The 25,081-nt window shown below is 69.6% G+C and carries 16 protein-coding genes; 5 read left to right on the forward strand and 11 right to left on the reverse strand.

Features of this window, described 5'->3' with window-relative positions:
• Window positions 1-3: 3 nt before the first annotated feature.
• From fxsT (ACWED2_RS02130) to ACWED2_RS02140, 3 genes are read right to left on the reverse strand one after another with little or no spacing between them, the layout of a single operon-like run.
• Window positions 4-4,263, reverse strand: a complete 4,260-nt coding sequence (gene fxsT, locus ACWED2_RS02130) for an FxSxx-COOH system tetratricopeptide repeat protein (RefSeq protein ID WP_449688566.1) — start codon at window positions 4,261-4,263, stop codon at window positions 4-6.
• A gap of 1 nt (window position 4,264) precedes the next feature.
• Entirely contained in the window at window positions 4,265-5,320 is a 1,056-nt protein-coding gene (locus ACWED2_RS02135) for an AAA family ATPase (RefSeq protein WP_449688567.1), read from the reverse strand.
• Complete coding sequence (locus ACWED2_RS02140) at window positions 5,298-6,827, reverse strand: VMAP-C domain-containing protein (RefSeq protein ID WP_449688568.1); 1,530 nt, start codon at window positions 6,825-6,827, stop codon at window positions 5,298-5,300. The genes ACWED2_RS02135 and ACWED2_RS02140 overlap by 23 nt, the downstream gene beginning before the upstream one ends.
• Before the next feature lie 304 nt (window positions 6,828-7,131).
• Here ACWED2_RS02140 and ACWED2_RS02145 point away from each other — a divergent pair, with 304 nt between their 5' ends.
• Window positions 7,132-7,329, forward strand: coding sequence for a hypothetical protein (locus ACWED2_RS02145; protein WP_449688569.1), 198 nt, complete (start codon window positions 7,132-7,134; stop codon window positions 7,327-7,329).
• A 146-nt stretch (window positions 7,330-7,475) separates the two neighbouring features.
• Window positions 7,476-9,170: an aKG-HExxH-type peptide beta-hydroxylase gene (locus ACWED2_RS02150; protein WP_449688570.1), complete on the forward strand. Its 1,695-nt coding sequence runs from the start codon at window positions 7,476-7,478 to the stop codon at window positions 9,168-9,170.
• Window positions 9,171-9,600: 430 nt separating this feature from the next.
• On the opposite strand, the gene fxsT (ACWED2_RS02155) is transcribed toward ACWED2_RS02150, so the two are convergent.
• From fxsT (ACWED2_RS02155) to ACWED2_RS02170, 4 genes are all read right to left on the reverse strand, one after another.
• The gene (gene fxsT / locus ACWED2_RS02155) at window positions 9,601-14,013 is read right to left on the reverse strand and encodes an FxSxx-COOH system tetratricopeptide repeat protein (RefSeq protein WP_449688571.1); all 4,413 of its coding nucleotides are present in this window, start codon (window positions 14,011-14,013) and stop codon (window positions 9,601-9,603) included.
• A gap of 1 nt (window position 14,014) precedes the next feature.
• A complete protein-coding gene (locus tag ACWED2_RS02160; RefSeq protein ID WP_449688572.1) occupies window positions 14,015-15,106 on the reverse strand; it encodes an AAA family ATPase in 1,092 nt (363 codons plus the stop codon).
• The gene (locus tag ACWED2_RS02165) at window positions 15,090-16,580 is read right to left on the reverse strand and encodes a VMAP-C domain-containing protein (RefSeq protein WP_449688573.1); all 1,491 of its coding nucleotides are present in this window, start codon (window positions 16,578-16,580) and stop codon (window positions 15,090-15,092) included. Before ACWED2_RS02165 ends, ACWED2_RS02160 begins: the two co-directional genes overlap by 17 nt.
• 113 nt (window positions 16,581-16,693) lie before the next feature.
• Entirely contained in the window at window positions 16,694-17,632 is a 939-nt protein-coding gene (locus ACWED2_RS02170) for an effector-associated domain 2-containing protein (protein WP_449688574.1), read from the reverse strand.
• 90 nt (window positions 17,633-17,722) lie between these two features.
• On the opposite strand from ACWED2_RS02170, the gene ACWED2_RS02175 reads away from it, so the two are divergent.
• The 3 genes from ACWED2_RS02175 to ACWED2_RS02185 all read left to right on the forward strand — a co-directional run bounded on the left by ACWED2_RS02175 (window position 17,723) and on the right by ACWED2_RS02185 (window position 21,552).
• Window positions 17,723-18,928 (forward strand): low temperature requirement protein A, encoded by a 1,206-nt coding sequence (locus ACWED2_RS02175; protein WP_449688575.1) that lies wholly within the window; start codon window positions 17,723-17,725, stop codon window positions 18,926-18,928.
• 100 nt (window positions 18,929-19,028) lie between these two features.
• Window positions 19,029-20,324: an acyl-CoA dehydrogenase family protein gene (locus ACWED2_RS02180; protein WP_449688648.1), complete on the forward strand. Its 1,296-nt coding sequence runs from the start codon at window positions 19,029-19,031 to the stop codon at window positions 20,322-20,324.
• Window positions 20,325-20,346: 22 nt separating this feature from the next.
• The gene (locus tag ACWED2_RS02185) at window positions 20,347-21,552 is read left to right on the forward strand and encodes an acyl-CoA dehydrogenase family protein (protein ID WP_449688576.1); all 1,206 of its coding nucleotides are present in this window, start codon (window positions 20,347-20,349) and stop codon (window positions 21,550-21,552) included.
• A gap of 56 nt (window positions 21,553-21,608) precedes the next feature.
• Here the strand turns inward: ACWED2_RS02185 and ACWED2_RS02190 are convergent, their stop codons facing one another.
• From ACWED2_RS02190 to map, 4 genes are all read right to left on the reverse strand, one after another.
• On the reverse strand, window positions 21,609-22,682 hold the full coding sequence (locus tag ACWED2_RS02190; protein ID WP_449688577.1) for an alpha/beta fold hydrolase: 1,074 nt from the start codon (window positions 22,680-22,682) through the stop codon (window positions 21,609-21,611).
• 113 nt (window positions 22,683-22,795) lie between these two features.
• On the reverse strand, window positions 22,796-23,644 hold the full coding sequence (locus ACWED2_RS02195; protein ID WP_449688578.1) for an SDR family oxidoreductase: 849 nt from the start codon (window positions 23,642-23,644) through the stop codon (window positions 22,796-22,798).
• 90 nt (window positions 23,645-23,734) lie between these two features.
• On the reverse strand, window positions 23,735-24,247 hold the full coding sequence (locus tag ACWED2_RS02200; protein ID WP_449688579.1) for a GNAT family N-acetyltransferase: 513 nt from the start codon (window positions 24,245-24,247) through the stop codon (window positions 23,735-23,737).
• 9 nt (window positions 24,248-24,256) lie between these two features.
• Window positions 24,257-25,021: a type I methionyl aminopeptidase gene (gene map / locus ACWED2_RS02205; RefSeq protein WP_449688581.1), complete on the reverse strand. Its 765-nt coding sequence runs from the start codon at window positions 25,019-25,021 to the stop codon at window positions 24,257-24,259.
• Between the last annotated feature and the right edge of the window lie 60 nt (window positions 25,022-25,081).

A 25,081-nucleotide genomic window follows, 5' to 3' on the forward strand; every position in this document is an offset into this window, starting at 1 on the left:
GGGCTACAACGGCATCGGGTCGATGTCGCACTCAGCGCGCACTGCGTTTTCCGCGGCATCGATCGCGGGATGGCCTCGCCGGAGTACCCGGCCGATCGCGATGAGCACCTCGTGGTGTTGACTGACCGCCTCCCGAAAGCGGCCGAGCCGTTCGAGGTCCAAAGCTCGGTTGAGCCGAGCCGCGAGAGTGAGGGGATGACTGTCGGGTAACGCCCGCCGCAGCCGCGCGAACGTCTCGGTGTTCATGCGCAGGGAACGCTGCACGTCGCCGACCGCGTACCAGTCGTTCGCGGTGTTGATCGAGCACGCCAGGACGTGCGGGTGGGCCAGGCCCAGCCGATCCCGTAGCTCCGTCAGCACCCTTTCGTTGCGGCTCAACGCGGCCGCCGGATCCCCGAGCAGGCGCAGTGTCACTCCGATGTTCGCCTCGGCCACCAGGGTGTGGGGATGCCGGTCGCCCATGTTGGTCCGATACAGCGCCAGTACCCGCTCACCGAGCTCGATCGAAGCCGCCGGGTCACCCGCGTTGCGCAGGTCGAGCGAATGGGCCAGCGCGCAGGCCAGCGCGTTGGGGTGGTCCGGCCCGTATTTGTGTCGGAAGCGCTCCAGCGCGCTGCCCGACAGGCTCAGCGCGGCCTCGTGGTGTCCGTCCTTTCGCTGCGCAACCGCGAGGTGGTAGTCGCGACGGACGACGCCGTCGGAGTCCGAGCCGAAGAGGCCGCGCACCCGTTCCACGACCTTTTCCTGCTCAACGCGTGCCCAGGCGTAGTCGCCGAGTTCGCGCCGGCAGATGATCATGATGTTGAGGGTGAGAATGGTTTTCCAGTTGTCGGGGCCAAGGACCTCGGACTGGCGTTCGTAGGTATCTTCACTGAGCCAGCGCGCCTGTTCGTAGTCGCCAACCAGCAGCAACGACACAGCCAGGTCGTGTGCCGCGCCCAATGTGGACGGGTCGTCGTCGCCGAACAGGGATCGGGCGTTTTCGTAGGTCTTCCGGTTGAGATCCCGTGCCGCGTAGAAGTCACCGTTGGCCTTCAGCCCGACGGCGACCAGGGTTTCCGCCCGCAGTGCCTGTTCCGAATCCGGACCTGTAGTTCGCCGGTACAGATACAACGTCCGCCCGCAGACCTCCGATGAGGCCTCGTATCGGCCGAGCACCCAGAGCATGCGTCCGAGTTGCTCCGACGCGGCCAGGGTCTGGGCGTCCTCCGCGCCGTACCGGTCCGTCCAGGCGGCCGCCGCTTCTTGGGCCAGCGCCAGCGCACCGGCGTGGTCGCCGGAGAGGTTCAGGAACTTCATCAAGTTCAGCAGCAACCGCCGCACCCACGGGTCGTCGCAGTCGATCAAGCCGGCTTGCCGCAGGTGCGGCAACACCAGCTGGTAGCGCGGCCACAACGTAGCAGTCTCGGGGTCGTTCGGATCGAGATTGGCGAGGAGCAAGGCGGCCCCATGGCGCATCTTGTCGCGCGTCTCGTCGGACATCCGCACCCGCAGAGCCAACTGCGCGAGCCGGTGCAGGAGCAGGGTGCCGCTGCGGTGATCCAGCTTCGCCAGCTGGCACCGGTTGATGTCCCTCAATGCCCGGTCGAGCAGGTCGGGATCCCGCATCGCCGTGTCCAGTTCCGGGGCGATCGAAACTCCCCGCACCCCGGCGAACAGGCTGCGGGAAATCGGTTCGGCCGCCAGAAACGCACAAACCTGGAGCAGCTGGTGCGCGGCCGGATTGCGGACGGCGAGACCGTCGAACGAGACGTTCCAGGCGGCCGCCGCGGCGACCTCGTCGTCCGAGGTCCGCGGAGACGTCGACAGGATCTCGGCCATCTTCTCGTCCAGAAGCCGGGTGTACTCGGCGACCGGGATGCCGCTTTCCGCCCGCCACGCCGCGGCCTGTGCCAGCGCGATCGGCAAGTCGCCCAGTTTCCGCGCGAGCGCGTCCGCGTCCGCATCCGTGACCGTGGGGTCCCGGTGGCGCAACAGTTCGATGCTCTCCACCCGGGTGAAGCGGCCCACCGCGATCGACTCCGCGGGGAAGTCCCCTGGAGCGCTGTCCCGTGCGGTGACCAGAGTCCGGCCCGGCCCGTCGACCGGCAGGAACGGCAGGAGGGCCTGGGAGTGGTCGGCCGCGTCGAAGACGAGCAGCCAACGACGATAAGGCTTTCCCGCGCGCAACGCCGCCAGGACGGCGGGCACCGCGGTGAGGGTCTCCTCGGCACCCGGCAACCGCAGCTGCCGGGCGAGCTCTGTCAACGACGCCCGGATCTGCGACTCCTGGGGCGCACTGACCCACCACACGAGATCGTGGTCGCGCAGCTGCCGGTAGATGTACTCGACGGCGATCTGGGTCTTGCCGAGGCCGCCGGGGCCGTGCAGGATCGCGCAGCTCGACGGCCGCAGGGTGGCCGCGAGGTGGTCGAGCAGTTCGCGGCGGCCGACGAACTCCGGGTTTCGCGCGGGTACGGCCCCCCAGACGATCGGGGCGTCGGTCGTGATCCGCCGGATCCGGCGTAGGGAGGTGGCCGCTTCTTCCCGAACGTCCGTGACCAGCCGTTCCGCCGCGAGGCCAGGCTCGGTGGGGGCAGGCGGGGCCTCGCCGTCTTCCGTGACGACGTCCCGGTCGTCCTCCGCCGCGGCGAGCTCGTGCTCCCGCGCCTGCAGGCGTTCGGCCCGCCAGGCATACGGGCCCGAGAGCGCGCGCATGACGACTCGCTCGAGGGAAATGTCCGCCGTGTCGTCGGGCAGCGCGGCGTGGTCCGGGTCGGCGAGCGCGTCGGCGATCTTCAGCAGCACCGGGTGCCGCTCGCCGAACCGCTGTCCGGTCGCGGCGACCACCCGCACGGTCTCCGCTCGGCGGCCGGCCGCGAGCAGTGCCTCCCGGATCGGGATCGGGAACTCGAAAACGGCGTCTTCCTCGAGGACGTTCGTCTTGGGCGGGGCGAGGAGCCCGCTGGTGAACACCTCGGCCAGGTGTGCGGTTCCGGCCTCCGGGACGAGTTCCGCACGGACGAACCGCGCGATCGGCAGGCTGACCGGTACCGCGGCCAGCAATGTCGCGAGCCGGAGCGCCGGTGGGGTGGCGGCCCCCACGAACCGCCGGACCCGCTCCTCGGCCGACAGCGGTGCCGCGGGCTCGTCGTCGATCGCCGGCTCGGGCATCGGCTGGTCGCGGACGAGCAGGACCGTGCCCGGCACCGCCTCGGTGATCGTTCGCGAAACGAAGCGCACCCACCAGCTGAACCAGCGGCCCTCCAGCTCCAGAACCGGTACGGGGACGGCACCGGCGGTGGTCTTTTCCGGATCAGCCATGGTCATCCAGGCGTCCGGCAGCTCGAACCCGTACCGGCGGTTCGGCCGGAACGCGCCGGGCGAAGCCAGCAGGGCCCGGTGCAGCGGCAGCCCGCCCTTCTTCCACATGTACTGGGGCAGCAGGTGCACCACCGCCACCGGCATGCCGCGGCTCCACTGCGCGAGCAGCGGCGACACGAGGTCTCGCCGCCACGCTTCGCCGACGCCGTCGGTGAGGACCAGCATGAGCCGGTCGCCGTACCAGCCGAGGAGTTCGGCCGCACTGTGCTGCGGCGCGTCCGGGGTGCCGCCACGCAGCACCGGCGTGAGAGAGCCGTCCGTCGCGCGGGCCTCCGTTTCGAGGTACCGGATCCGGACGGTCCGGAACGCTCCCAGTTGTTGCACCAACCTCAGGAACGCCGTGACTTCCGACTGCCAGAGGGCCATCGAGGCGCCCGCGTCGACCACCACTGTCAGGTCGAGGACACGCGTTGTCGGCGCGGGCTTCAACACCGGCAGCCACAGACCGTCCTGCGCCGCTTGCTCGGCGGTCGATTCCTCGTCGAGCTGGAGGTCGTCCTCCCGCCTGGAGGGACGCAGCTGCTTCAACGGCCGGAGGGACCGCAGGATGTCCGGACCCCCCGGCATGGTCCCCGGCCTGGGCGCCCGGCCGTTCGACGGTGTGCCCGGGCGGGCGTCCCCGTGGACGTCCCGGGTGAAACCTCCGACCACGCGCGGCCGCTGCTGCCTGGTCACCGGATCGGGCCCCGCGACCGGCCGGGAGCCGTTCGCGGCGTCCGGCTCGCGGATCGGTGGCGGCGGCAGCTCGGGTACCGGATCCGGTGGGGGTGGTGGTTCCGGTTCACTGTCCGGCTGGACCGACGGCCGGCGGAGGGCCGCCGCCAGCCAGACCGCGTCGGCGACCTCGCTCCACGACAGCGGCTCGCTCCCGACCCGGATCTCCCGCGGCTCCTCGGCCATCTCACGGCACCACGGAATTCAGCTGCCGCCAGAGCGCGTCCACCAGCCGCGGCCAGGAATCACCCTCGTCGTGGTACGCCCCCGAAGTCGCCAGATACACGGCCTCGAGGAGCTTGTCGACCGGCAATCCGCCGTAGGCATCGCTGCGGCTGACGAACTCCTCGATGATGCGGGAGCGGTGGGTGTCGCCCGGATCGAGTGCGTGCGCCGCCACCATGGCCGCCAGCTGCTCGATGTCCGGGTCCTGGAGTTCGAGCCGCAGGCACCGGCGCAGGAAGGCCGGCGGGAAGTCGCGGTCGCCGTTGCTGGTGATCACGACGAAGGGGAAGGCCGCGCACCGGACGCGGCCGTCCACGACGGTCGCCGTCAGGTCGGGGTCGGCCGTGAAGACCTCGACCTCACGGGTCCGGCTGCGCATCCGCACGAGCTCGGGGATCACGAACTCGCCGTCTTCGAACAGGCTGAGCAGGTCGTTGGGCAGATCGGCTTCGCTCTTGTCGAGCTCGTCGACGAGCAGGACGCGGGGCAGCCGCCGCGGCAGGAAGACCGTGCCGAGCTCGCCGAGCCGGAGGTACTCGCCGATCGGCGGTTCCTGGTCGCCGTCCCGTGCGGCCGCGCGGGTGCCGGCCGCCTGGGCCCGGCCGATCGCGTCGTAGGTGTACAGCCCGGCTTTCAGCGTGGTGTGGGACGTGATCGGCCACCGGAGCACCCGGCCCAGCCCGAGTTCGCGCGCGACCCGGTACGCCAGGCTCGACTTGCCGCTGCCGGGCCTGCCGGTGACCAGCAACGGCCGCCGCAGGTACAGCGCCGCGTTGACCATGTCGATCTCGTGCGTGTCGACGTGCCTGGCGATCAGCCGGTGCTCAGACCCCAGGCGCCGGGCCGCTTCCCCCTCGTCCGGTGGGACGACGTCCTCGTCCGGCAACGGCCCGCCGTCGAACGCCCGCCAGGGTGGCGCGGGCGGGAGCAGGTCGGCGAGCGTGGCACCGTCGAGCGGCCGGCCGGTACCGCGGTAGATCCACCAGTCCGGCCGCTCAGGACGCTTTTCCCCGTTCATCCGCACTCTCCCGTGTCACATCCGACAGGTAAGGGCCATCGTCAAGGAAGATCAGCCTGCTCGGGTCGTCCCACAAGATCACCAGGTCGCCGGCCACCCGCAGGTCGACGGGAATCGTGACCTCGCGAAACGACGCCCGCCGGGAATCCTGGGTCCGCACGGGGAGATCGCCGAGCCCACCGCCGTCGACGAGCCAGGCGACGAGTTCGCGCACCACCTCGGCAGGCGCATGGGGGTGCCAGAGCAGAGCCGGAATCCCCGTCCGCAGTCCCGTCGCCAGCTCGTCCTCCCCCGGCCGAGGCCGCACGGGAGGCGGTTCGGCGAGCACCATCACCAACCACCGTCCGTCGCTCAAGGTGGCGTCGAGCCGGTGGCGCTTCGCGGTGTCCTGTGGCCGGCAGTAGTACACCCGTTCAGCGGACGGGTTGCCGAGCATCGCTTCCCACCGGATCCGCCAGGCGCGGTGCCACTGCCGGGAAAACATCCGTTCCAGTGAACGGATGACGATCGGGTAGTCGAGGGAAAGCGGCCGGGGATCCCCGGTTTCGTGTTCTTTGCACCACCGGTGCACCGGGAGGTTGACCAGTGCCCGCGGCAGGATGAATTCGAGCGCCACTTCTTCGCGGTATTCCGCCCAGGCGCGTTCGGCGTCGACGACCAGCCGGTCGACGTGGTATTCGAGATCAGCACCCTGCACAGTCGCCATCCCACCGCGGGCAGGCGGCCATTCCCGCGGGTCCTCCTGCCGCCAATGGGAAACGACGTGCAGGTCGGGGTCGATGCCGTCCACTTCCACCATGATCACCAGGTGCAGGCGCAGGCCATCGCCGGCACCGGGCTGGTGCTCGGCGCGCAGTTCGTGCAACCGAGCCTCGCCCTGGACCCGCCGGGCCTGCCACGTGTTCCATTCCCGCAGCTGATCACCCAGTGACCTCGGGCATTCCGCGGCGACGAGCTCGATGAAGGTCAGCGCGGGTGGCAGCCCGTGTGCCGGGGTGTTGAGCTCGGTCAGCAGGCAGAAGGCGTCCCAGGCGTCGCCCGGTTCGGCGGCCGGGCAAGTCGCGGGGCTCGCCGACCGGCGCAGGAGCGCACCCAGCCTCGCCGGGGCGACCCCGTTCAGCGCCGAACGCAGCCAAAGCAATTCGGCATCCGGCAGCAGATCGTGCATCCGCGGTTCGTGCACGAGCCGGTGCAGGAGCTCCGTTTCCGGCGAGCCCGGCCGCAGCATGCGGACGGCCTGGTCGAGCGCGTGCATCCCGCCTTCCGCTCTGGCGCAGGCGTTGACGACGTCGATCAGCTGATCCCGCCCGGTGGCGTGTTCGGAAAGGGTCAGCGGGGAACCGAGGTTGTCGTGGATCAGGTCCACCAGCAGCGACCGGCTGGGCCGATCGGCAGCCAGCCCGGCTTTGGCGAGGAGATTGACGATCGCCTCCCGGACCGCGACGCGAACCGTCGACGGGGTCTGCAGCTCACGGCTCGGTCCGTAAGTTCGTTCTCCGGCCGACACTTGCTGAACCACCTCCCGCCCGGCAGCCCGGGAACGGTGATTTTACCCACCGCGTCCGGGAATGGGAGTGGGCAAAAGCTGGACAGCTGGGGCGAATCTTCCGTGTTCAGTGCACGCGGCAACGGCCGGTTTCCCTCGCCGAAAGCCGGTGCATCTTCGCGTGCAGGCCGCCCCGCGCCGGGCAGGCGGCCCGGTCGACATCACCTGAACGGCGCACTGCGTCCGTCCCTGTCGCAACCGCCCGGCATGCGGAATAATGCAAAGCGGGCCGACGGGGTCCGTTCTCCCTGCGAGAAGGGAAAGCGTGATGCAGGCAGCTCGTTCCGGCGCGGAAGACGGAATCGAATCGGAACTCGTCGACCTCGGCGGAGTTTCCCTCACCAGGCTGCGCACCCTGGACGGCGGCGAAATGCGCAGGGCATTACGCCATGCGGTGGAACGGGTCGCCCACATCCCGGTGACCGCAAGTACCAGCACTGGCGGCGCCAAACGGGTCGATTGATCGTGGAGCCCGCGGAATCTTCGGACCACACCACAGAACTGGGCCGACACCAGCTGCGGTGGACGGACTTCGACGTGATCGCACGCGGTGACAGCAGCCCCCATCAGCTGCGTAGACTGCGAGCGGCTGAGCGAAGCCGTAGGCTGTTGCTGCTGCGCGGCCTGGTCGAAGTGGCCACGAAATCCGAGGACCTGTACTGGCCGCTGCCGTCACCAGAAACAGCATGGGAACTGCTGGCCAGGGTTGAACGGGCAGCACCGCAAGAGCTCGAAGTGATTCTTACCCACCCGTACACCGGAACGTGGGCCGGCTACACGACCCGGCTCTACCGGCACGACGTCACCGGGGTCTGCCCCTTCTGGGTCCACGTCGGGTATTTGCACTGCCTGGCCGCGGCCGCCGCCGTGCGCGCCGGAATCCCGTTCGAGACGGAACTGCCGGTGTGGCGGGGGAACGTCGCGCTGCCCACGCTAGGGCTGGCGCACCTGCGAGCAGAGGCGCCGTTCTCCGTGGCAGCCATCCGAAGCGCGTACGGAGTGGTCGAAATCCGCAACCGGCACTCGGTGATCCGCCTGCCCACGCGTCCGTCCGCCGATGCACCAGGATGGTCGGGGCTCAAGGAAGCGGTTCTGTGGTCCGGTGACCGGCGGCTCGCGGTCCGACTCGACAGCCTGGATCCGTACCGCGGGCTATACGAGCCGATTCCACCGGAGCGGTTGCGTCCGGTCGAGATCGAGTCGTGGCGGACAGTACTCGGCGACGCCTGGCGGCTGCTCACCCGGCACCTGCCCGCCGTCGCGGAGGGCCTCACAGTCGGCTTGGATTCGATCGTCCCGTCGCCGGCTGTCCCGTTCCGGCTGCCCAGCGCGTCCACTGGGGAAGCGTTCGGCAGCGCGATCGTCGCCTACGGCGACGATCCCGCCACACTCGCGGCCGCGCTCGTCCACGAATTCCACCACATCCAGCTCGGCGGCCTGCTCCACCTCGTCCGGATCAGCCGGGACGATTCGCGAGAAAGACTGTACGCACCGTGGCGCTCTGACCCACGCCCGATCGGTGGTGTGCTCCACGGAATCTATGCCTTTTTCGGCGTGACGTCGTTCTGGCGCGCGGTGGCCGCAGCCGAGCCCGGCCACGAGCTGGCCGCTTTCGAATTTGCTCTGTGGCGCGAGCAAGTGTGGCGAACGCTTACCGCAGTACGCGCCGATGAGAGCGTCACACTGGCCGGCCGCCGGTTCCTCGACGGCGTCGCCGCGAAACTCCGGCCGTGGCAGAACGAGCCGGTCGCCGCGGGCCCCCGCAAGTGGTCGCGCTTCGCAGCCGAAGACCATTACGCAGTCTGGCGGACGAGACACTTGCGCCCCGACCCCGGCACGGTCGCCGAGCTGGCAGCGGACTGGCGAGAGGGGCTTTCGCGGCCCCGATGCGCCGTGACCGGCCCGCCGGAACCCCGGGTGCCGACACCCGTGCCGGACGGGGATTGGCAGGACGCTCGCACTGACCTGATCCGGCTCCGCCTCGGCCCGGACGGCGCCGCCCGATTCGCCGAGCACGCGTCCTCTGTCCCGGGAGCGACGGAGGCTGATGTGCATTTCGTGGCCGGACGCCCGATGGAAGCGGCAACCGGGTATCGGCAGCTGCTGGCCGCGGCCCCGGACGACCCGTCGGCACTCGTCGGCCTGGGCCTCGCCCTGTCGGCGCGGAGCACCGGACCGGCATCGCGGGCGCTGTTGCACCGCCCGGAACTGGTCCGGGCGGTGCACCGCCTGCTGCGCGACGGGCCAGGAAAGACTCCCTCCGTGGAAGCGATCGCCGGCTGGCTGGGCCGGTTCACCCACTGAACCGCCCGGCCGGGCTCCACAGCGACAGCCGAACGAGACATTCCCCGCCGCGGCGACGGACACTTCGTAGTCGTTCGGCGCGCCGTGTCGAGGATTTCGCCGCCCTGGTTGCCGGTGTTCGACTCGGCCGAGGATCGGTACCAGGCGATCACTATCACTGGACGCTGGCGCGGCCCGAATAGCGCGCATCAGATCAAGTTCCAGGGCGACGTGACCGGCCCGTCGGACCACAAGTGCCGACTCCGGGTGCCGGGCGGGAATCGGCAGGGCGCTCGAACAGGCCTGATCCGACTTCCTCGGCTCGGCGCGGAGCACCGGACCGGCGTCGCGTGCGCTGCTGCGCGACGAGCCGGGAGCGACCGCGTCCGTGGAAGCGGTTGCCGGCCGGCGGGGTCGGTTCATCCAGTGAATCGACCCCGCCGTGAGGTCCCTACAGCGGCATCGGGTCGATGTCGCAGTCCGCACGGACGTTCCGCGAGGCCGCTTCCGTGCCCGGGTGGTTTTCCCCGAGCACCAGCCGGTACCGCGTCAACACGTCCTCGTACAGCGCATCCGCCTCGGCGATCTGCCCGGTCGCCCGCAGGTCGAGCGATCGGTTGAGCTGCACCGCCAGTGTGGTCGGGTGATCTTCGCCCAGGACGCGGCGGGCCCGGTCGAAGAGATCGGCGTCGAGCACCGCCGCCTCCTCGATCCGGTCGAGCGCGAAGAGGTCGCTGGCCAGGTTGATTCCGCAGACGATCGTGTGCGGGTGGTCCTCGCCGACCTTCTCGCTCAATCCGGCCAGCGCCTTCTCGTCGACCGTGCGCGCGCTCGCAGGGTCGCCACCGAGCCGCAGGGTGACCCCGAGGTCGAGCTCCGCCGACCGTGTGTGCGGGTGGTTCTCCCCCAGGTTCTCCCGGTAAAGCTCAAGCACCTCCTCGCCGAGCTCGCGGGCTTCGGCGAACCTCCGCGCGTGCCGGAGGTCGATGGAATGCCCGAGAGCGCAGGCCATCGCGTTCGGGTGGGTGTTGCCGTAACGGATGCGGAACCTGCGCAGTGCGTCACCCGACAGCTCGAGCGCTGTGTCGTGGTCGCCGTCCTTGCGGCACGACACAGACTGGTAGTAGCGGCGGCGGAGTGTACCGACGCTGTCGCTGCCGTAAAGCTGCTCGGCCCGCTCTGCGATGCGTTCCATCTCGATCTTGGCCCACGGGTAGTGCCCGAGTTCGCGGCGTGCGAGTACGAACAGCACCTGGGTACCGATCGTGTCGACATTGTCGAAACCGAAGATTTCGGCGCGACGGCTGTAGGTCTTCTCCGCCAGCTCACGGGCTTCCGCATACTCGCCGGTCAGCAGCAGCGCGACGATGAACTCGTGCGCGGCGCCGAGGGTGACGGGGTCGTCCTCGCCGAACAGGCCGCGGGCGTTGACGTAGATTTCCCCATTGCGCCGCCGCGCCTCCGAAAAGTCACCTCGCGCCTTCAGGATGAGTGCGTAGGTGAGCTGCGCGCCCAGCGTCTCTTCTCTCGCCGCGCCGATCGCCTCGGTGTAGCGATCCAGGGTCTGCTTGGCGACTTTGGCAGCTTCGTCGTATCGCCCGACCACCCAGTAGAAGAACGCGAGTTGCTCGGACGCCTTGAGCTCCAGCAACGGTGGATCTTCGACCAGTTCCTCGCCCCGGACCAGCCGCTCCTCCCGGTCCGCCGTCCACGCCTTGACCGCCCGCTCGGCCAGGGAAAGCGCGCCCTCGTGGTCGCCCCAGTGGTAGAGGAACCGGAACAGGTTGATCACCAGCTGGCGCGCCCACGGGTCGGTGCAATCCGTCAGCTCGGCGTCGTAGACGTGCGGCAGGATCTCCTGGTACCGCGTCCAGGTTTGGGGTGCGGCCGGGTCGTTCGGATCCAGCTTGGCCAGCAGCAGGTGCGCTCCATGACGCATCTCCAGGCGGTGCTGCTCGCTCATCCTCTCGCGCAGGACCAACTGCACCAATCGGTGCAGCAACAGGGTGTTGCTGCGGTGGTCGATCTTCGCCAGGCTGTACCGGTTGACGTCGCGAATAGCGCGCCCCAGCCGCATCGGGTCGCGTAGGGCCGCGTCCAGCTCCGGGGCGATCGAAGCGTCTCGCACGCCGGTGAACAGGCTGCGCGAGATCGGCTCGGGCGCGAAGAAGGCGCAGACCTGGAGCAACTGGTGGGCGGCCGGGCTGCGGGAGCTCAGCTCGTCGAACGAGACGTTCCACGCCGCGGCGACCGACACTTCGTAGTCGTTCGGCGCGGCCGTGTCGAGGATTTCGGTGACCTTCTCGTCGAACAGGTCCAGGTAGTCCCGGGCCGGCATCCCCGTCTCGGCCAGCCAGGCGGCCGCCTGCTCGATCGCCAGCGGTAGATCGCCGAGCTTCTCGGCGATGAGGTCGGCGTCGGCGTCGACGAGTTCGGAACGGCGCAGCCCGAGCAGCTTCTTGCTCTCGTCGCGTTGGAAGACCGCGACCTCCAGCGGCCGCGCGATGCCGGCCCACGTGGGGTTGCGCGAGGTCACCAGGATCTGGCCCGGCCCGTCCACCGGGAAGAACTGCCGCACCATCGCCGGATCCTCGGCCGAGTCGAAGACCAGCAGCCAGCGCCGGTAGGGACGGCCCAGCCGCAGCGCTTCCCGGACCGCCGGGACCGCGGTGATCGCTTCGTCGGCGCCAGGCAGTCGCAGGTGTTGAGCGAGTTCGGTGAGCGATTTGCGGATCTGCGTTGCCTGAGTGGCTTGCACCCACCAGACGATGTCGTAGTCTTTCAGGTGACGGTAGATATATTCCACCGCCATCTGCGTCTTGCCGATACCACCCATTCCGTGCAATGCCGCAGGCAGGACGGCTGTGGTGCCGGCCCCGAGCCGCTCGCTCAATTGATCGAGCAGTTCATGCCTTCCGGTGAAATTGGGGTTCTTGGGCGGGACAGCACCCCAAACGGGTGGTGCCTCGTCACCGGAACGGCGTTCGGTTCGGCTGGTCACGTCGGCGATCTCCCGGACGATCTTCGTCCGCACGACCGGCGACACTTCGTCCACCGGTGGAGTTATATCGACATTTCTGGTGCCGGGCTGGACGACGGTTGCAGGTTCGCTCGCGGAACCCGTCGGCTTGAGTTCCTGCGACATCGTGTCACTCACCGCCGGGATCGTAGTGGGTGGATCACCGTGTTGACCAATGCTCACTATTTTAGCCTCCAGCCGGTCCGCGCGTGATAAATACGGCCCGGATAGCGCACGCATGAGGTCACGCTCGAGAGCGATGTCCGCCTTGGTCGCCGCGGGTACCACCGGATCGGGCGTTGCGTCGGGAGCCGCCAGGGCGGCCTGGAGGCGCGCCAGCACCGGATTCCGGTCGCCGAAGCGCCTCGAAGCGCTGATCACGGCGTGCGCGGTGTCCGAACGGCGTGCGCCGCGCAGGAGCAGCTGTCTCACGTGATCCGAAAACTCCCAGTGTGCCCGGTCCCACGGCGTTCCGTCCCGGACCCGCTCCAGCAGACCGCTGGTGAAGACCTCGGCCAGGTGGTCGGGCCCGGAACCGGGCACCAACTCCGCCTGCAGCGTGCGCGCGATGCCGACGTCCACGGGCACCGCCGCGAGCAAGGTGGCCAGGCGAAACGCCGAGGGGGAAGCGGAACCGTGGAACTGCTTCACCTTCTCCCGCGCGGATCGTTCCGGCTCCTGTCCCGCGGCGTGATCACCCGGCCGTGGCTGGTCGCGGGCGAGGACCACCGCCGCTTTGCGGGCGATGCCACCCACTCCGGTGATCATCGAGGCCCACCAGCCGAGCCACCGGTCCTGCAGCTCGAGCACGGGCACCGCGACCGCACCGGCGGTGAGCTCGGCGGCTTCGGCCGGATCCAGCAGCACGTCGGCCGAGCGCACGTCGTAGCTGCCGTTGGGCCGCAGCGGGCCGGGTGGGGTGAGCACCGTCTGGTGGATGGCCATGCCGCCGCGCGGCCAGAGGCGCTGCGGCAGCAGGTGCACGATCGCGACCGGCATCGCCCGCGCCCAGCGGGCGAGCAGTGGCGACACGAGGTCACGATGCCAGGCATCGCTGACCCCGTCGGTCATGAGCAGCAGGAGGCTCCGGTCCGCCGCGCCGATGACCTCGCCGGCGCCGCGCGCCGGGGCGTCGGCCGTGCCGCCGCGCAGGGTGGGGCCGAGGACCTCGCCTCCTTCGGCTGTCCCCGTCTTACCGGTTTCCAGCAGCCGGACCCGGACGGACCGGAACGCCCCCAGCCGTTCCAGCAATCGGGCGAACGCGTTCACCGTAGGAGTCCACAGCGCCATCGACGGCGATGAGTCGACGACGAGCGTCAGGTCGAGCCAGCGACCGCGCCGCCGTCTCGTGACCGGCAGCCACATCCCGGTCTGCGACGCTTCCTCCGCGGTGCGGTCTTCGTCGAGCTCGACGTCGTCCGCCTTGTTCGAGAAGACTTTTCGCTTGAACGGGCGGAGCGCGCGGACGAGTTCGACCGCACCGGGCAGGACCGGGGCCGTGGGCACGCTGGTGAGATCCGCCTCGGGCGACGGTTCTCCGGCTTGCGGCGCGAGCGGGCCGCCGTTTCCCGCGAGGTGCTCGGCGAACACAGGCTGGTCGGGCGGTGGCGGTTCACGATCGGGTTCGCCGCTACTCTCGGTGTGAATCAAGGGGCGTTCGCGGGGAGGCGGTTCTCGCCGGTGCTCCGGAAGCGGGACGGCCGGCCGTTCCGGCTGCGTCGCCGGTGGCGGAGCGGCGGCCGCGGCCGGGGTCACGTCGATGGCCGCCATGAGCCACAGGCCGTCGCCGAGTTCGGTCCACGTCAGGTCGTGGTCGCCCGCAGTGGGATCCGGCCGCTCCGGCATCTCACGGCACCTGCTGGCTGAGCTGCCGCCACAGCGCATCGACGAGCCGCGGCCACGCTCCGTCCTCCGGCCGGTAGGCACCTGAAGTCGCCAGGAAGACCGCGTCGAGCAGTTTGTCCGCGGGCAGGCCGCCGACGGCCGCGCTGCGCGCGATGAAGTCTTCGATCAGCCCGGCCCGGCCGCCGTCGGTGTCCAGGGCGTGCGCCGCCACCATGGCCGCGAGCTGGCCGGCGTCCGGCTCACGCGTCTCGAGCCGCAGGCACCTGCGGAGAAAGGCGGGCGGGAACTCCCGCTCACCGTTGCTGGTGATCACCACGACCGGGAACGCCGCGCACCGGACGCGGCCGTCGCGGATTTCGGCGGTGTAGCCGGGATCCGCCGTGAACACCTCCGCCGACGTCGAGCGGCGCGCGTCCCGGGCCAGCTCGGGAATCACGAACTCGCCGTCCTCGAACAACCCCAGCAGGTCGTGCGGCAGGTCCGACTCCGACTTGTCCAGCTCGTCGACCAGGAGCACGCGCGGCAACCGGCGCGGCAGGAAAGCCGTGCCGAGCTCGCCCAATCGGACGAACTCACCGATCGGCACCTCGCCCTGCGCTCTCGTGCCGGCCTCGGCGAGTTCCTTCCAGGCCGCGGCAGCCTGCACCCGGCCGATCGCGTCGTAGTCGTAGAGGCCCGACCTGAGCGTGGTCTGCGACGTGATGGCCCAGCGCAGGACGCGCCCCAGCCCCAGCTCCCGCGAAATCCGGTAGGCCAGCGACGACTTGCCGCTGCCCGGGCGGCCCGTCACCAGCAACGGCCGCCGCAGGTACAGCGCCGCGTTGACCATTTCCGCCTCGTGCGGGTCGACGTCGCGGGCGGAATAGCTGAGCTCAGTCCCCAGCTTGCGCTCGATCTCGCCGTCGTCCGGCGGGAAGACGTCCCGCTCCGGCAGCGCGGCCCCGCGAAACGTCCGCCACGGCGGTGGATCCGGCAACCGGTCGGCCAGCCGGATGTCGCGCAGCGGCCGTCCGGTCCCACGGTAAATCCACCAATCGGGCGGGCTGTCCGGATGCGACGGCCCTCCGGCGCGATGCTCAGGAAGCTCGGTCACGTTGCTCGGCACCTCCTTCGGGGCGCCCCACGATCCCGGTTTCGCCAATGGGAAGCAACCGATTCGGGTCGTCCCATAGCACCACCAGGTCCGTGAGTGCTCCGCCATCGCCCGACGACGGCGGATTCCGAAGCGCGTCCAGCCGAGACTCCCTTACCAGTGCGGGCAAATCCCCCAATCCACCACTGCTTTCGGCCAGTAAGGCTACCACTTCCCGAACGACTTCCGAAGGGGCCGATGGGTGCCAGACGATGACCGGGACCCCGGTCCGCAACGCCGGCAAAAGCTCGTCCTGGCCGGAGATCGCGCTGACCGGCGGCGATTCGGTCAGCACCGTCATCGCCCATTGCTCGTTGCTCAATATTGCTTCGAGCCGAAGTGGATCGTGCCGGTCCCCGGCCCGGCAGAAATACACCCGTTCGAACGAAGGATCGCCCACCCACGACTCCCACCGTTGTCGCCAGACGCGGTGCCAGCGCGGCGCGCTCATCCGTTCCAGTGACCGCACGACCGTTTGGTAACTGAGGTACAACGGCTTCGGCGCACCGGAAGCACGTTCGGTCGCCCAGGAATGCACCGGCAGGTTCAGCAGCGCACGCGGCAGGACGAACTCCACGACGACGTCGGACACCACCTGCGACCAGGCTTGTTCGGTTTCGGCGATCAGCACGTCGACGCGACGCTCCAGCTCGCTTTCGCGGACCAGCGCGGCTTCGCCCCTCGACAAGGACCAGTCGTCCGGATCCTCCTGCCGCCAGCAAGACAGCTCGTACAAGCCCTCCTCGATCGGGTCCGGGCGCACCACGATCAACAGGTGCAGCGTGCCCGGCGCCGGGCGGACGGCGGCCAGTTCCGCGCGCAGCTGTTCCAGGGCGTCGCCGAGGCGAAGCCGCCGCACCTGACCGTCGGACCACGCGCGCAGCTCCGCCGCGAGGTCGTCGTCGCATTCGCCGGCGATCAGTTCGACGAAGATCAGCAGGGGTGGCAGTTCCCCCGGCCCGGCGTTGAAATCGGAGAGCCCGGAAAACGCCGCGGACGCGTCTTCGTAGCGAGGCGGCGGAGACACATAACGGGCGGCGCGGCGGACGGCCATGCCGAGTCCCGGCGGTGTGAAACCCGCCAACCGTTCCCGCAGTTTTTCTTGTTCGGCTTCCGGGACGACTTCGTGCATCCGCACCGACGTGACGAGCGCGCGCACCTCCGCGCACTCCTTGCTCCCGGGCCGGAGGAATTCGATCACGTCCGCCAGCGCCGTCAATCCTTCCGCCAGCCGACAGCACGCGGAAACGATCTCGATCAACTGGTCACGGCCGGTCAGCTGCTCCGAAAAGGTGAATGGGTGATCGAGCGCCTCCCGCAGTTCGCTCACCATCAGGGTGCGAATCGATTTGTCGTCGGCGAAGCCGGCCACCACGAGCTCGTCCACCACTGCTTTGCGGACCGCGATGCCCAGGCCGGGATGCCCCTGCTTCACCCTCACCTCCACCCCGAGAAGCGCACCGAAGATCGTGAGTTTACCTGTTCGGCGTAATCACAAAAGGGCAAAAAGCTGACACGCGGGACACCGCCGAAAGCGGAACCGGCCGCTCACCAAGGCGGCCGCTCGGGCCATTGGCCGACGATCGCGGCCAGCGCCGACACCTGTGGCGATCCCGGTTCGACGGTCTTGACCGTCTCCAGCAGGTCGTGGAGCCCACCGTCGAAGCGCAGGCAGGTGCGCGCCAGCGCGATCACGTGCAGGCGGTCTTCGGCGTGGTGGGGCACGAGGTCGGCGATTTCCCGCCGGGGCAACAACTCCAGCAGCAGCTGCCGGCTTTCCGCCTTACGCACGCACGGTACCGCCAGCAGAGCCGCCACGAGCGCCGGGAAGTCCGGGGCCGCGGGCGTGGCGGGCACCGCCACCGGGAACCCGTTCGTGACCGCGCCCAGCAGGCGCAGCCAGGCTTCGGTCTTCGTTTCCTTGTTCTCGATGGGGATCCGGCGGTACGACGGCGCGTCCGCGGCCGGGTCCGCGCGCACCACGTCCTCGTAGAACGTGTTCGACACGACCAGCGCCAGTACCGCTTTCGACGCTTTCAACGCGTCTTTGACCTCGGCCGCGTCCAGGAGCCGGAACGCGTAACTGTTCGCGTCGCTGATCGTCCCGTGACTTCCTTGGTAGACCTCGCCCGCGTGGAGGGCCATTCGCAGGCGCACGTTCGCCTCGTCCGCGTGCACCTCGTTGTAGCGGCGCAGCTCGGCCAGCATCCGGTCCGGCAGCTCGGCCACCAGGTCCGCCTTCGCCACCTCCGTCGGCAGGTGGATCATCACACCGTCGCCGGTGTTCTCCCTGAAGAGCGCGTCCCAGGGGATGCCGGCGTCCGCGAACGCCGTGCGCATGATCTTCCAGAACCCCTCGTGGACGACCAGCCGGTGCGCCGTCGTCCGCCGGGGATCGTTGTAGCCGGCGATGTCGACGGCCATGATCGTCTTGTGGTGCGCGGCCGCATAGGAATGCACGACCCACCTCCCCACGTCCGTGCTCATTGTCCCAGACCTGTGCACGCTGGGCCACGTTCGCGCAGGGCGTTACGACAAAACCGGAGTCACTTGACATGTTTTCGTCCATAATTCGGCGTGCCCACGACACGCCTGCACCTGGTGAGCGCGGATGAGGACCACCGCGTCTCCACCATCGAACTGTTCTTCGACCTGGTCTTCGTCTACGCCATCACGCAGACGACCCAGCTGATGGCCGACCACCTGAGCCCCACCGGCGTCGGGCAGGGGGTGGCCATGCTCGCCGTGCTGTGGTGGTGCTGGTGCTCCTACGCCTGGCTCGGGAACACCATTCATGTCGACCACGGGATCGCCAGGCTGGCGATGTTCGGCGCGATGGCCGTGATGTTCCTGGTGTCGCTGACCATCCCGGAAGCCTTCGTCGACCACCCCGGCGGGTTGTACGCGCCCGCTCTCTTCGTCGTCTGCTACGCGCTCGTGCGGCTGTTGCACCTCGTCGCGTACCTGGGCGCGGCGAAGAACGACCAGGGACTGCGGCGGGTGCTGCTCAAGATGTTCGTCGGGCTGCTGCCGAGCGTCGTGCTGCTCGGGGTGGCCGCCTTCCTCGGCGGGCCGTGGCAGCTGGGGCTGTGGGTCGTCGCGCTGCTGGTCGACTACCTGAACGTCTACCTCACCGGGCCGGACGGGTGGCGGCTGAACTCGCCCGCGCACTTCGCCGAGCGGTTCGGGCTCATCGTGATCATCGCGCTCGGTGAGTCGATCGTCGCCATCGGGATCGGGATCGGGGCGCTGCCGATGTCGTGGCTGGTCGCCGGGGCCGCCGTGTGCGGGCTGGGGCTGGCCGCCGGGATGTGGTGGACCTACTTCGACGTCGTCGCGCGCGTGTCCGAACACCGGCTCACCCAGGCGACCGGGACCGAGCGCACGAAGCTGGCCACCGACTCCTACACCTTCCTGCACCTGCCGCTGATCGCCGGGATCGTGCTGGTCGCGCTCGGCCTGAAGAAGGCCTTCCTCTACATCGCCGACACCGAGCACCACACCCCCGGCGAGGCGCTGCACGGCGTGCCGATCTGGACACTGACCGGCGGCCTCGCGCTCTACCTGATCGCGCTGAGCGCCCTGCGCAAGCGCAACCTCGGCAGCTGGAACGTCCAGCGGCTGGTCGTCGGTCTCCTGTTGGTCGCGGTGACGCCGTTGCTGGAGCACGTGCCGGCCGCCGCGCTGCTGCTGATCACCGCGGCGCTGGTGCTCGGGCTCATCACTTTCGAGCGCATCCGGTTCGCCGAGTGGCGCAGGAAAGTGCACATCGCGCACTCCTGACCGACCCTGCACTGGCGCTATCCCGGCCCCCGGGTTAACCTACTGGCGAGTAGGTAACGGGATGGAGGGCCACATGGCTGCGCCAAGGAAACGGGACGCGATGGGCTGGGGCCTGTCCGCGCTGACCCGGCTCGCCGGGAGCAAGGTCGTCGATCGGGCCGGGTTGCGGAAGCCCCTCGAAGGCCTGGTCACCGCGGGGACCCGGAACGGCTTCCGCGTCGCCGGCGCGGCTACCCGGTCGTTCAAGTCGGTGCAGAAGCTGGGCAAGCCCGCCCGGCTCACGCCGGCCGCCGACACCGGGCTGTTCGACCTCACACCGACCGAGGACCAGCAGCTCATCGTCGAGACGGTGACCGAGTTCGCCGCCGAGCAGCTGCGGCCGGCCGCCGCGGACGCCGACGCCAAGCTCGAGGCGCCGGAAGGCCTGCTGAGCCGGGCCGCCGAGCTGGGCATCAGCCTGGTCGGCATCCCGGAGGAGCTCGGCGGTGTCGGCACGGAACGCTCGGTGGTGACCAACGCGCTCGTCGCGGAAGCGCTTGCGCACGGGGACCTCGGCCTGGCCGTGGCCGTGCTCGCGCCGTCCGCGGTCAGCACCGCGCTGGTCAGCTGGGGTGACGAGCAGCAGCAGGCCGACTACCTGCCCGCGTTCACCGGCGAGCACGTCCCGGCCGCCGCGCTGGCTCTGCAGGAGCAGAAAGCGCTCTACGACCCCTTCAAGCCCGTCACGAAGGCGCGCCGCACCCCGAAGGGCTACCAGCTCGACGGCGTGAAGTCGCTGGTCCCGCGGGCGACGCAGGCGGAGCTGTTCGTCGTGTCGGCCGATCTCGAAGGCCGCGGGCCGGCGCTGTTCCTCGTCGAGTCGTCGAGCGCCGGGGTGTCCATCGAGGCCGAGCCGGCGATGGGCCTGCGCGGCGCGGCGACCGGCAAGCTGCACTTGGAGCACGTCCACCTGCCCGCGGGTGCGTTGCTCGGCGGCGGGAAGGCGGACGTCTTCGCCGAGGTCGTCCGGCTCTCGCGGCTGGGCTGGGCGGCACTGGCGGCCGGCACCGCGAAGGCCGTCCTCGACTACGTCGTCCCCTACGTCAACGAGCGGGTGGCCTTCGGCGAGCCGATCAGCCACCGGCAGGCGGTCGCGTTCTCGGTCGCGGACATCGCGATCGAGCTGGAGGGCCTGCGGCTGGTCACGCTGCGCGCCGCGGCGCGGGCCGAGCAGGGCAAGTCCTACGCCCGCGAGGTCGCGCTGGCGCGGAAGCTGGCCGTGGACAAGGGCATGCAGATCGGCAACGCGGGCGTGCAGCTGCTCGGCGGGCACGGCTACGTCAAGGAGCACCCGGTCGAGCGCTGGTACCGGGACCTGCGCGCCATCGGCGTCATGGAAGGCGCCGTCCTTCTCTAGGCTTCGGAAAGGCTTTGGACCAATGATCAACCTGGAAGTCCCCAAGAAGGCCGGCGCGCTGATCAACCAGGCGTACCAGGCCGCGGCCGAGGTGTTCCGGCCGATCTCGCGCAAGTACGACCGCGCGGAGCACACGTACCCGAGCGAGCTGGACATGTTCGCGGCACTGCTGGACGGCTTGAATTCGTCCGGCGAGGGCGGCGCGGGCGCGGCGGGTGTGCGTCGCTCCGGCTCCGACGATTCCGCCAAGGGAAATCGCAACGGCGCCAACCTGAACGTCGTGCTCGGCACGATCGAGATGTGCTGGGGCGACGTCGGCCTGCTGCTGTCCATGCCGCGCCAGGGCCTCGGCAACGCGGCGATCGGCTCGGTGGCGACGGACGAGCAGCTCGAGCGTTTCAAGGGCATGTGGGCGGCGATGGCGATCACCGAGCCGTCCTTCGGTTCGGACTCGGCGGCGGTCAGCACGACGGCTCGTCTCGACGGCGACCACTACGTGTTGAACGGCGAGAAGATCTTCGTGACCTCGGGCGAGCGCGCGGACGCGGTGGTCGTGTGGGCGACGCTCGACAAGTCCAAGGGCCGCGCGGCGATCAAGTCGTTCGTGGTCGAAAAGGGCACTCCCGGTTTCGAGGTCGTGCGCACCGAGCACAAGCTCGGCATCCGCGCTTCGGACACGGCGGTGCTGCGCTTCGAGAACTGCCGCGTCCCTCGCGAGAATCTGCTGGGCACGCCGGAGATCGACACCAAAAAGGGTTTCGCGGGCGTCATGCAGACGTTCGACAACACCCGCCCCCTGGTGGCGGCGATGGCGATCGGCGTCGCGCGCGCGGCCCTGGAGGAGACGAAGCGCATCCTCACCGAGGCGGGCATCGAGATCGACTACGACCGCCCGGCCAACGCCCAGCACGCGGCGGCGGCCGAGTTCCTCCGCCTGGAAGCGGACTACGAGTCGGCGTACCTGCTGACGCTGGAATCGGCCTGGATGGCGGACAACCGCAAGCCGAACTCCCTGCAGGCATCCATGGCAAAGGCCAAGGCGGGGCGGTCGGTGGTGGAGATCGCGCTGAAGTGCGTCGAGCTGACCGGGGCCTACAGCGAGGAGTCGCTGCTCGAGAAGTGGGCGCGGGACGCGAAGATTCTGGACATCTTCGAGGGGACGCAGCAGATTCAGCAGCTCATCGTGGCTCGCCGGATCCTCGGGAAGACTTCGGCTGAGCTGAAGTGAAGTTTCTTCCGCGGCTTGTCGTGAGTGGTAATTAGGGTTAGAACCCTAATTACCACTCACGACCGCCGCGGCAGACTCGCTATCTGGTCGTCCAGGAACTCGTCCAAGTAACGCCAGGTAGTCCCGCGGGCCTTCCGGCCCGTCAAGACCCCCAGGTGCCCTCCCGGGGCCGTCTTGAAGCGGACCTCCGGGGCCTTGTCCAGCAGCTCCACCACGCGCTCCACCGACGGCCTCGGCGCGATCGTGTCGTTCTCACCCGCCACCACCAGGGTCGGCACTCGGACCGACGACAGCGAAATGATCCGGCCGTTCAGGTCCACCTTGCCCTCCGCCAGGTCGTTCGTGCGGAACAGGCGGTGGTACAGCTGGCCGAACGTGCGGCCCGGGTACGCGTACATGTTGCTCATGAAGTGGTCGACCGCCTCGATCTGGGCCAGATAATCACGGTCGTCGAGATGAGACAGGATCGCCAGTGGCTTGGTGATTTCCTTGCTGATGCCCGTGGCCCGAAAGACCCGGCTGACCAAATAGGACGGTGCGCCGCCGAACGCCCGGTAGATCGGGGTCAGGAGGTGGCCGTTCGTGAGGTCCACCAGCGGGCGGAACGGTGCCACGATCGGGATGGCCGTGAAGTCGACCGGCGAGCCGATCGCGGTGATCGAGGCGATCGGGAGGTCCGGCTGGTCCGCGTTCACCAGCAGCGAGAAGATGCCGCCCAGCGACCACGACACCAGGTGCACGTCCTGGCCCCCGGCGTCCGCGCTCACGCGGCGGATCGCGCGCGGCAGGACCTCGTCGATCCAGTGCTCGATGCCCAGGCGCCGGTCGGAGAACGCCACCATGCCGTAGTCGACCAGGTAGGTGTTGCGGCCGCCCTCGATCAGGTGCTCGATCAAGCTGCAGCCGCGGCGCAGGTCGAAGCAGATCGCCGGCGCCGCCAGTGGGGGTACCAGCAGGATCGGGGGGCCGGACACCGTCCCGCCGCTGTGCGTCATCCGGTACAGCGAGCGGTTGGGGCCCTGGTCGATCAGCACCCGCGGCATCGGGCGCAGGTCGGCGACGCCGCCGTGCAGCACCTTGCCGACCACGTTCGACGCCGCGGCGGCCAGCCGTGCGGGTGGTGAAACCATTGTTCTCGCGCCTCCAAAAGCCGATCCGGAGGCAATCTTGCCGGGCCGGGCGGGCGGACTCAACATCAGCACACCCGCAAGCACCCGGCAAGCACGTCCAATTCGGACGGTCGCTAGTCCGTCCGAGTTACCCCGGGCCCGCTCTCCGCGGCCCGGGCTTCGTAGGCCGCGCGGGCCGGGGAATGGGCTGCTGAAGCCAAAAGCCGGTCCGCTTTCAACGCCCGCGCGAACGCCTCACCGGCCCGCCGCGGCAGCAGCCGCGTGAGCTTGCCCATAGTGCCCAGCGAGCGGGGCACGAAGACGTCGAAACGAGGCTTGCGCAGCGCGGATACGATGGCGTCCGCCACATCTTCCGGCCGCACGGACTTGAACAGCTTCGCCTCGGCGAGGCCGCTCGCGAGCTCCGTCCGCACGATGCCCGGCATCACGCACGAGACGTGCACCCCGCTGCCGTGCAGCTCCAGGTGCACCGCCTCGGACAGCCCGACGACGGCGTGCTTGGTGGCGCAGTAGGTCGCCGCGCCGGGGAAGCCGGCCTTGCCCGCGAACGAAGCGACGTTGACGATGTGCCCGGACCGCCGCGGCCGCATCCGCTTCACCGCCTCGCGCGTGCCGTGGATGACGGCGTGCAGGTTGGTCTCCAGCTGACGCCGGGTCGTCGCGTCGCTTTCGGTGTCGAGGTCGCCGAGCGGCATGATGCCGGCGTTGTTGATCAGCACGTCGATCCGACCGTGGCGGCGCTCGACCTCGTCGAGGAATCCGGTGAACCCGCGGATGTCGGTGACGTCCAGCGGCAGCGCTTCGGCCCCCAGTTCGCCGGCGGTCTTCTCGGCGCGGACCTGGTCGAGGTCGCCGATCACCACCTTCGCGCCCCATCGCGACAGCGCCGACGCGGTCGCCGCGCCGATCCCCTGCCCGCCACCGGTGATGACGACGACCTTGCCCGCGAGTTCCTCGGCCATGGCGACTCCTTCGTCTGTTGGCACCGCGTCAACAGTGTCGCCCCTGAAGCGGGACGGCGCCACCCCGAGCCGCTCGCCCCGGCGCGGGTGCTAACCCACGCGCTGTTCCAGCACCTGGCCCACCCACTCGTCAACGGCGAACCGGACGGTCGGCTTGAACCCCTGGCTCTCGTAGTACCGCTGCAGTTCGCCGTCGCCGCCGGCCCAGCAGTCGACGCGCACGAGGTCGATGCCGCGCCGCCGGGCCTCGTCGAGCGCGTACTCGACCAGGCGCCCGCCGACGCGCCGCCCGGTGAACCGCCGCGACGTGATGAGCAGGCGGACGTACAGCTCGCGCTCGTCCACCGCGGGCACGTGCGGGTCGTGTTCCTCCGAAACGATCAGCGCGCCGGCGGGCTCGCCGTCGACCACCGCGATGCGCAGGCCCGGGTCGGCAGCCATGATCTTGACCCGTTCGACCCGCTTCGGGACGCGGCTCCACGGCTCGGTGCCCCACTGCTTCGCGCTGCCGCGGGCGACCAGCCATTCGACGGCCTCGTCGAAGAAGCGCAGCAGCGTGTCGACGTCCCCAGAATCACCCGACCGGATGACGATGTTGTCCATCCCCTCTGTCTACCGCACGGTGAGCACGCGCGGGCCGTCTTCGGTGATGGCGATGGTGTGCTCGACGTGCGCGGCCCGGCTGCCGTCGGCGGTCAGGATCGACCAGCCGTCCGCGGCGTACCGGTAGGCGTCGCCACCCCGGGTGAGCATCGGCTCGATCGCCAGCGCGAGACCGGGCTTGAGCCGCATTCCGCGGCCCGCGCGGCCTTCGTTCGGCAGGTGCGGGTCTTCGTGCATCGCCCGGCCGATGCCGTGCCCGCCGTGGTCCTCGACCATGCCGTAGCCCGACGCGCGGCCGGACGCACCGATCGCGTACGAGATGTCGCCGAGCTTCGCGCCCGGCTGGGCGGCGGCGATCCCCGCGACGAGCGCCCGCTCGGTCGCCTCGATCAGCGCGAGGTCGGCGGGGTCGGCCGTGCCGACGACGAAGCTGATCGCCGCGTCGCCGTTCCAGCCGTCGAGGATCGCGCCGCAGTCGATGCTCACCAGGTCGCCGTCCTGGATGCGGTACGCCGTCGGGATTCCGTGCACCACGACGTCGTTGACGCTGGCGCAGAGGACGTTCGGGTAGGGCGTCGGCGCGGACCGCGGCTGGTAGTGCAGGAACGACGGCTTCGCACCGGCCTCGCTGATGACCTGGGCAGCGACCTCGTCCAGCTCGCGCAGGGAGACGCCGATCGCGGCCGCTTCCTTGACCGCGTGCAGCGCGTTCGCCACCACCCGCCCCGCTTCGCGCATCATCGCCAGCTCGGACTCCGTTTTGATCTCGACCATGGCGATAACTATACCGGTATAGTTATCGTTGTCCAGCGCGAGCCGACCTGGCGGCGTTCA

It is taken from the genome of Amycolatopsis sp. NPDC005003, assembly GCF_053600695.1.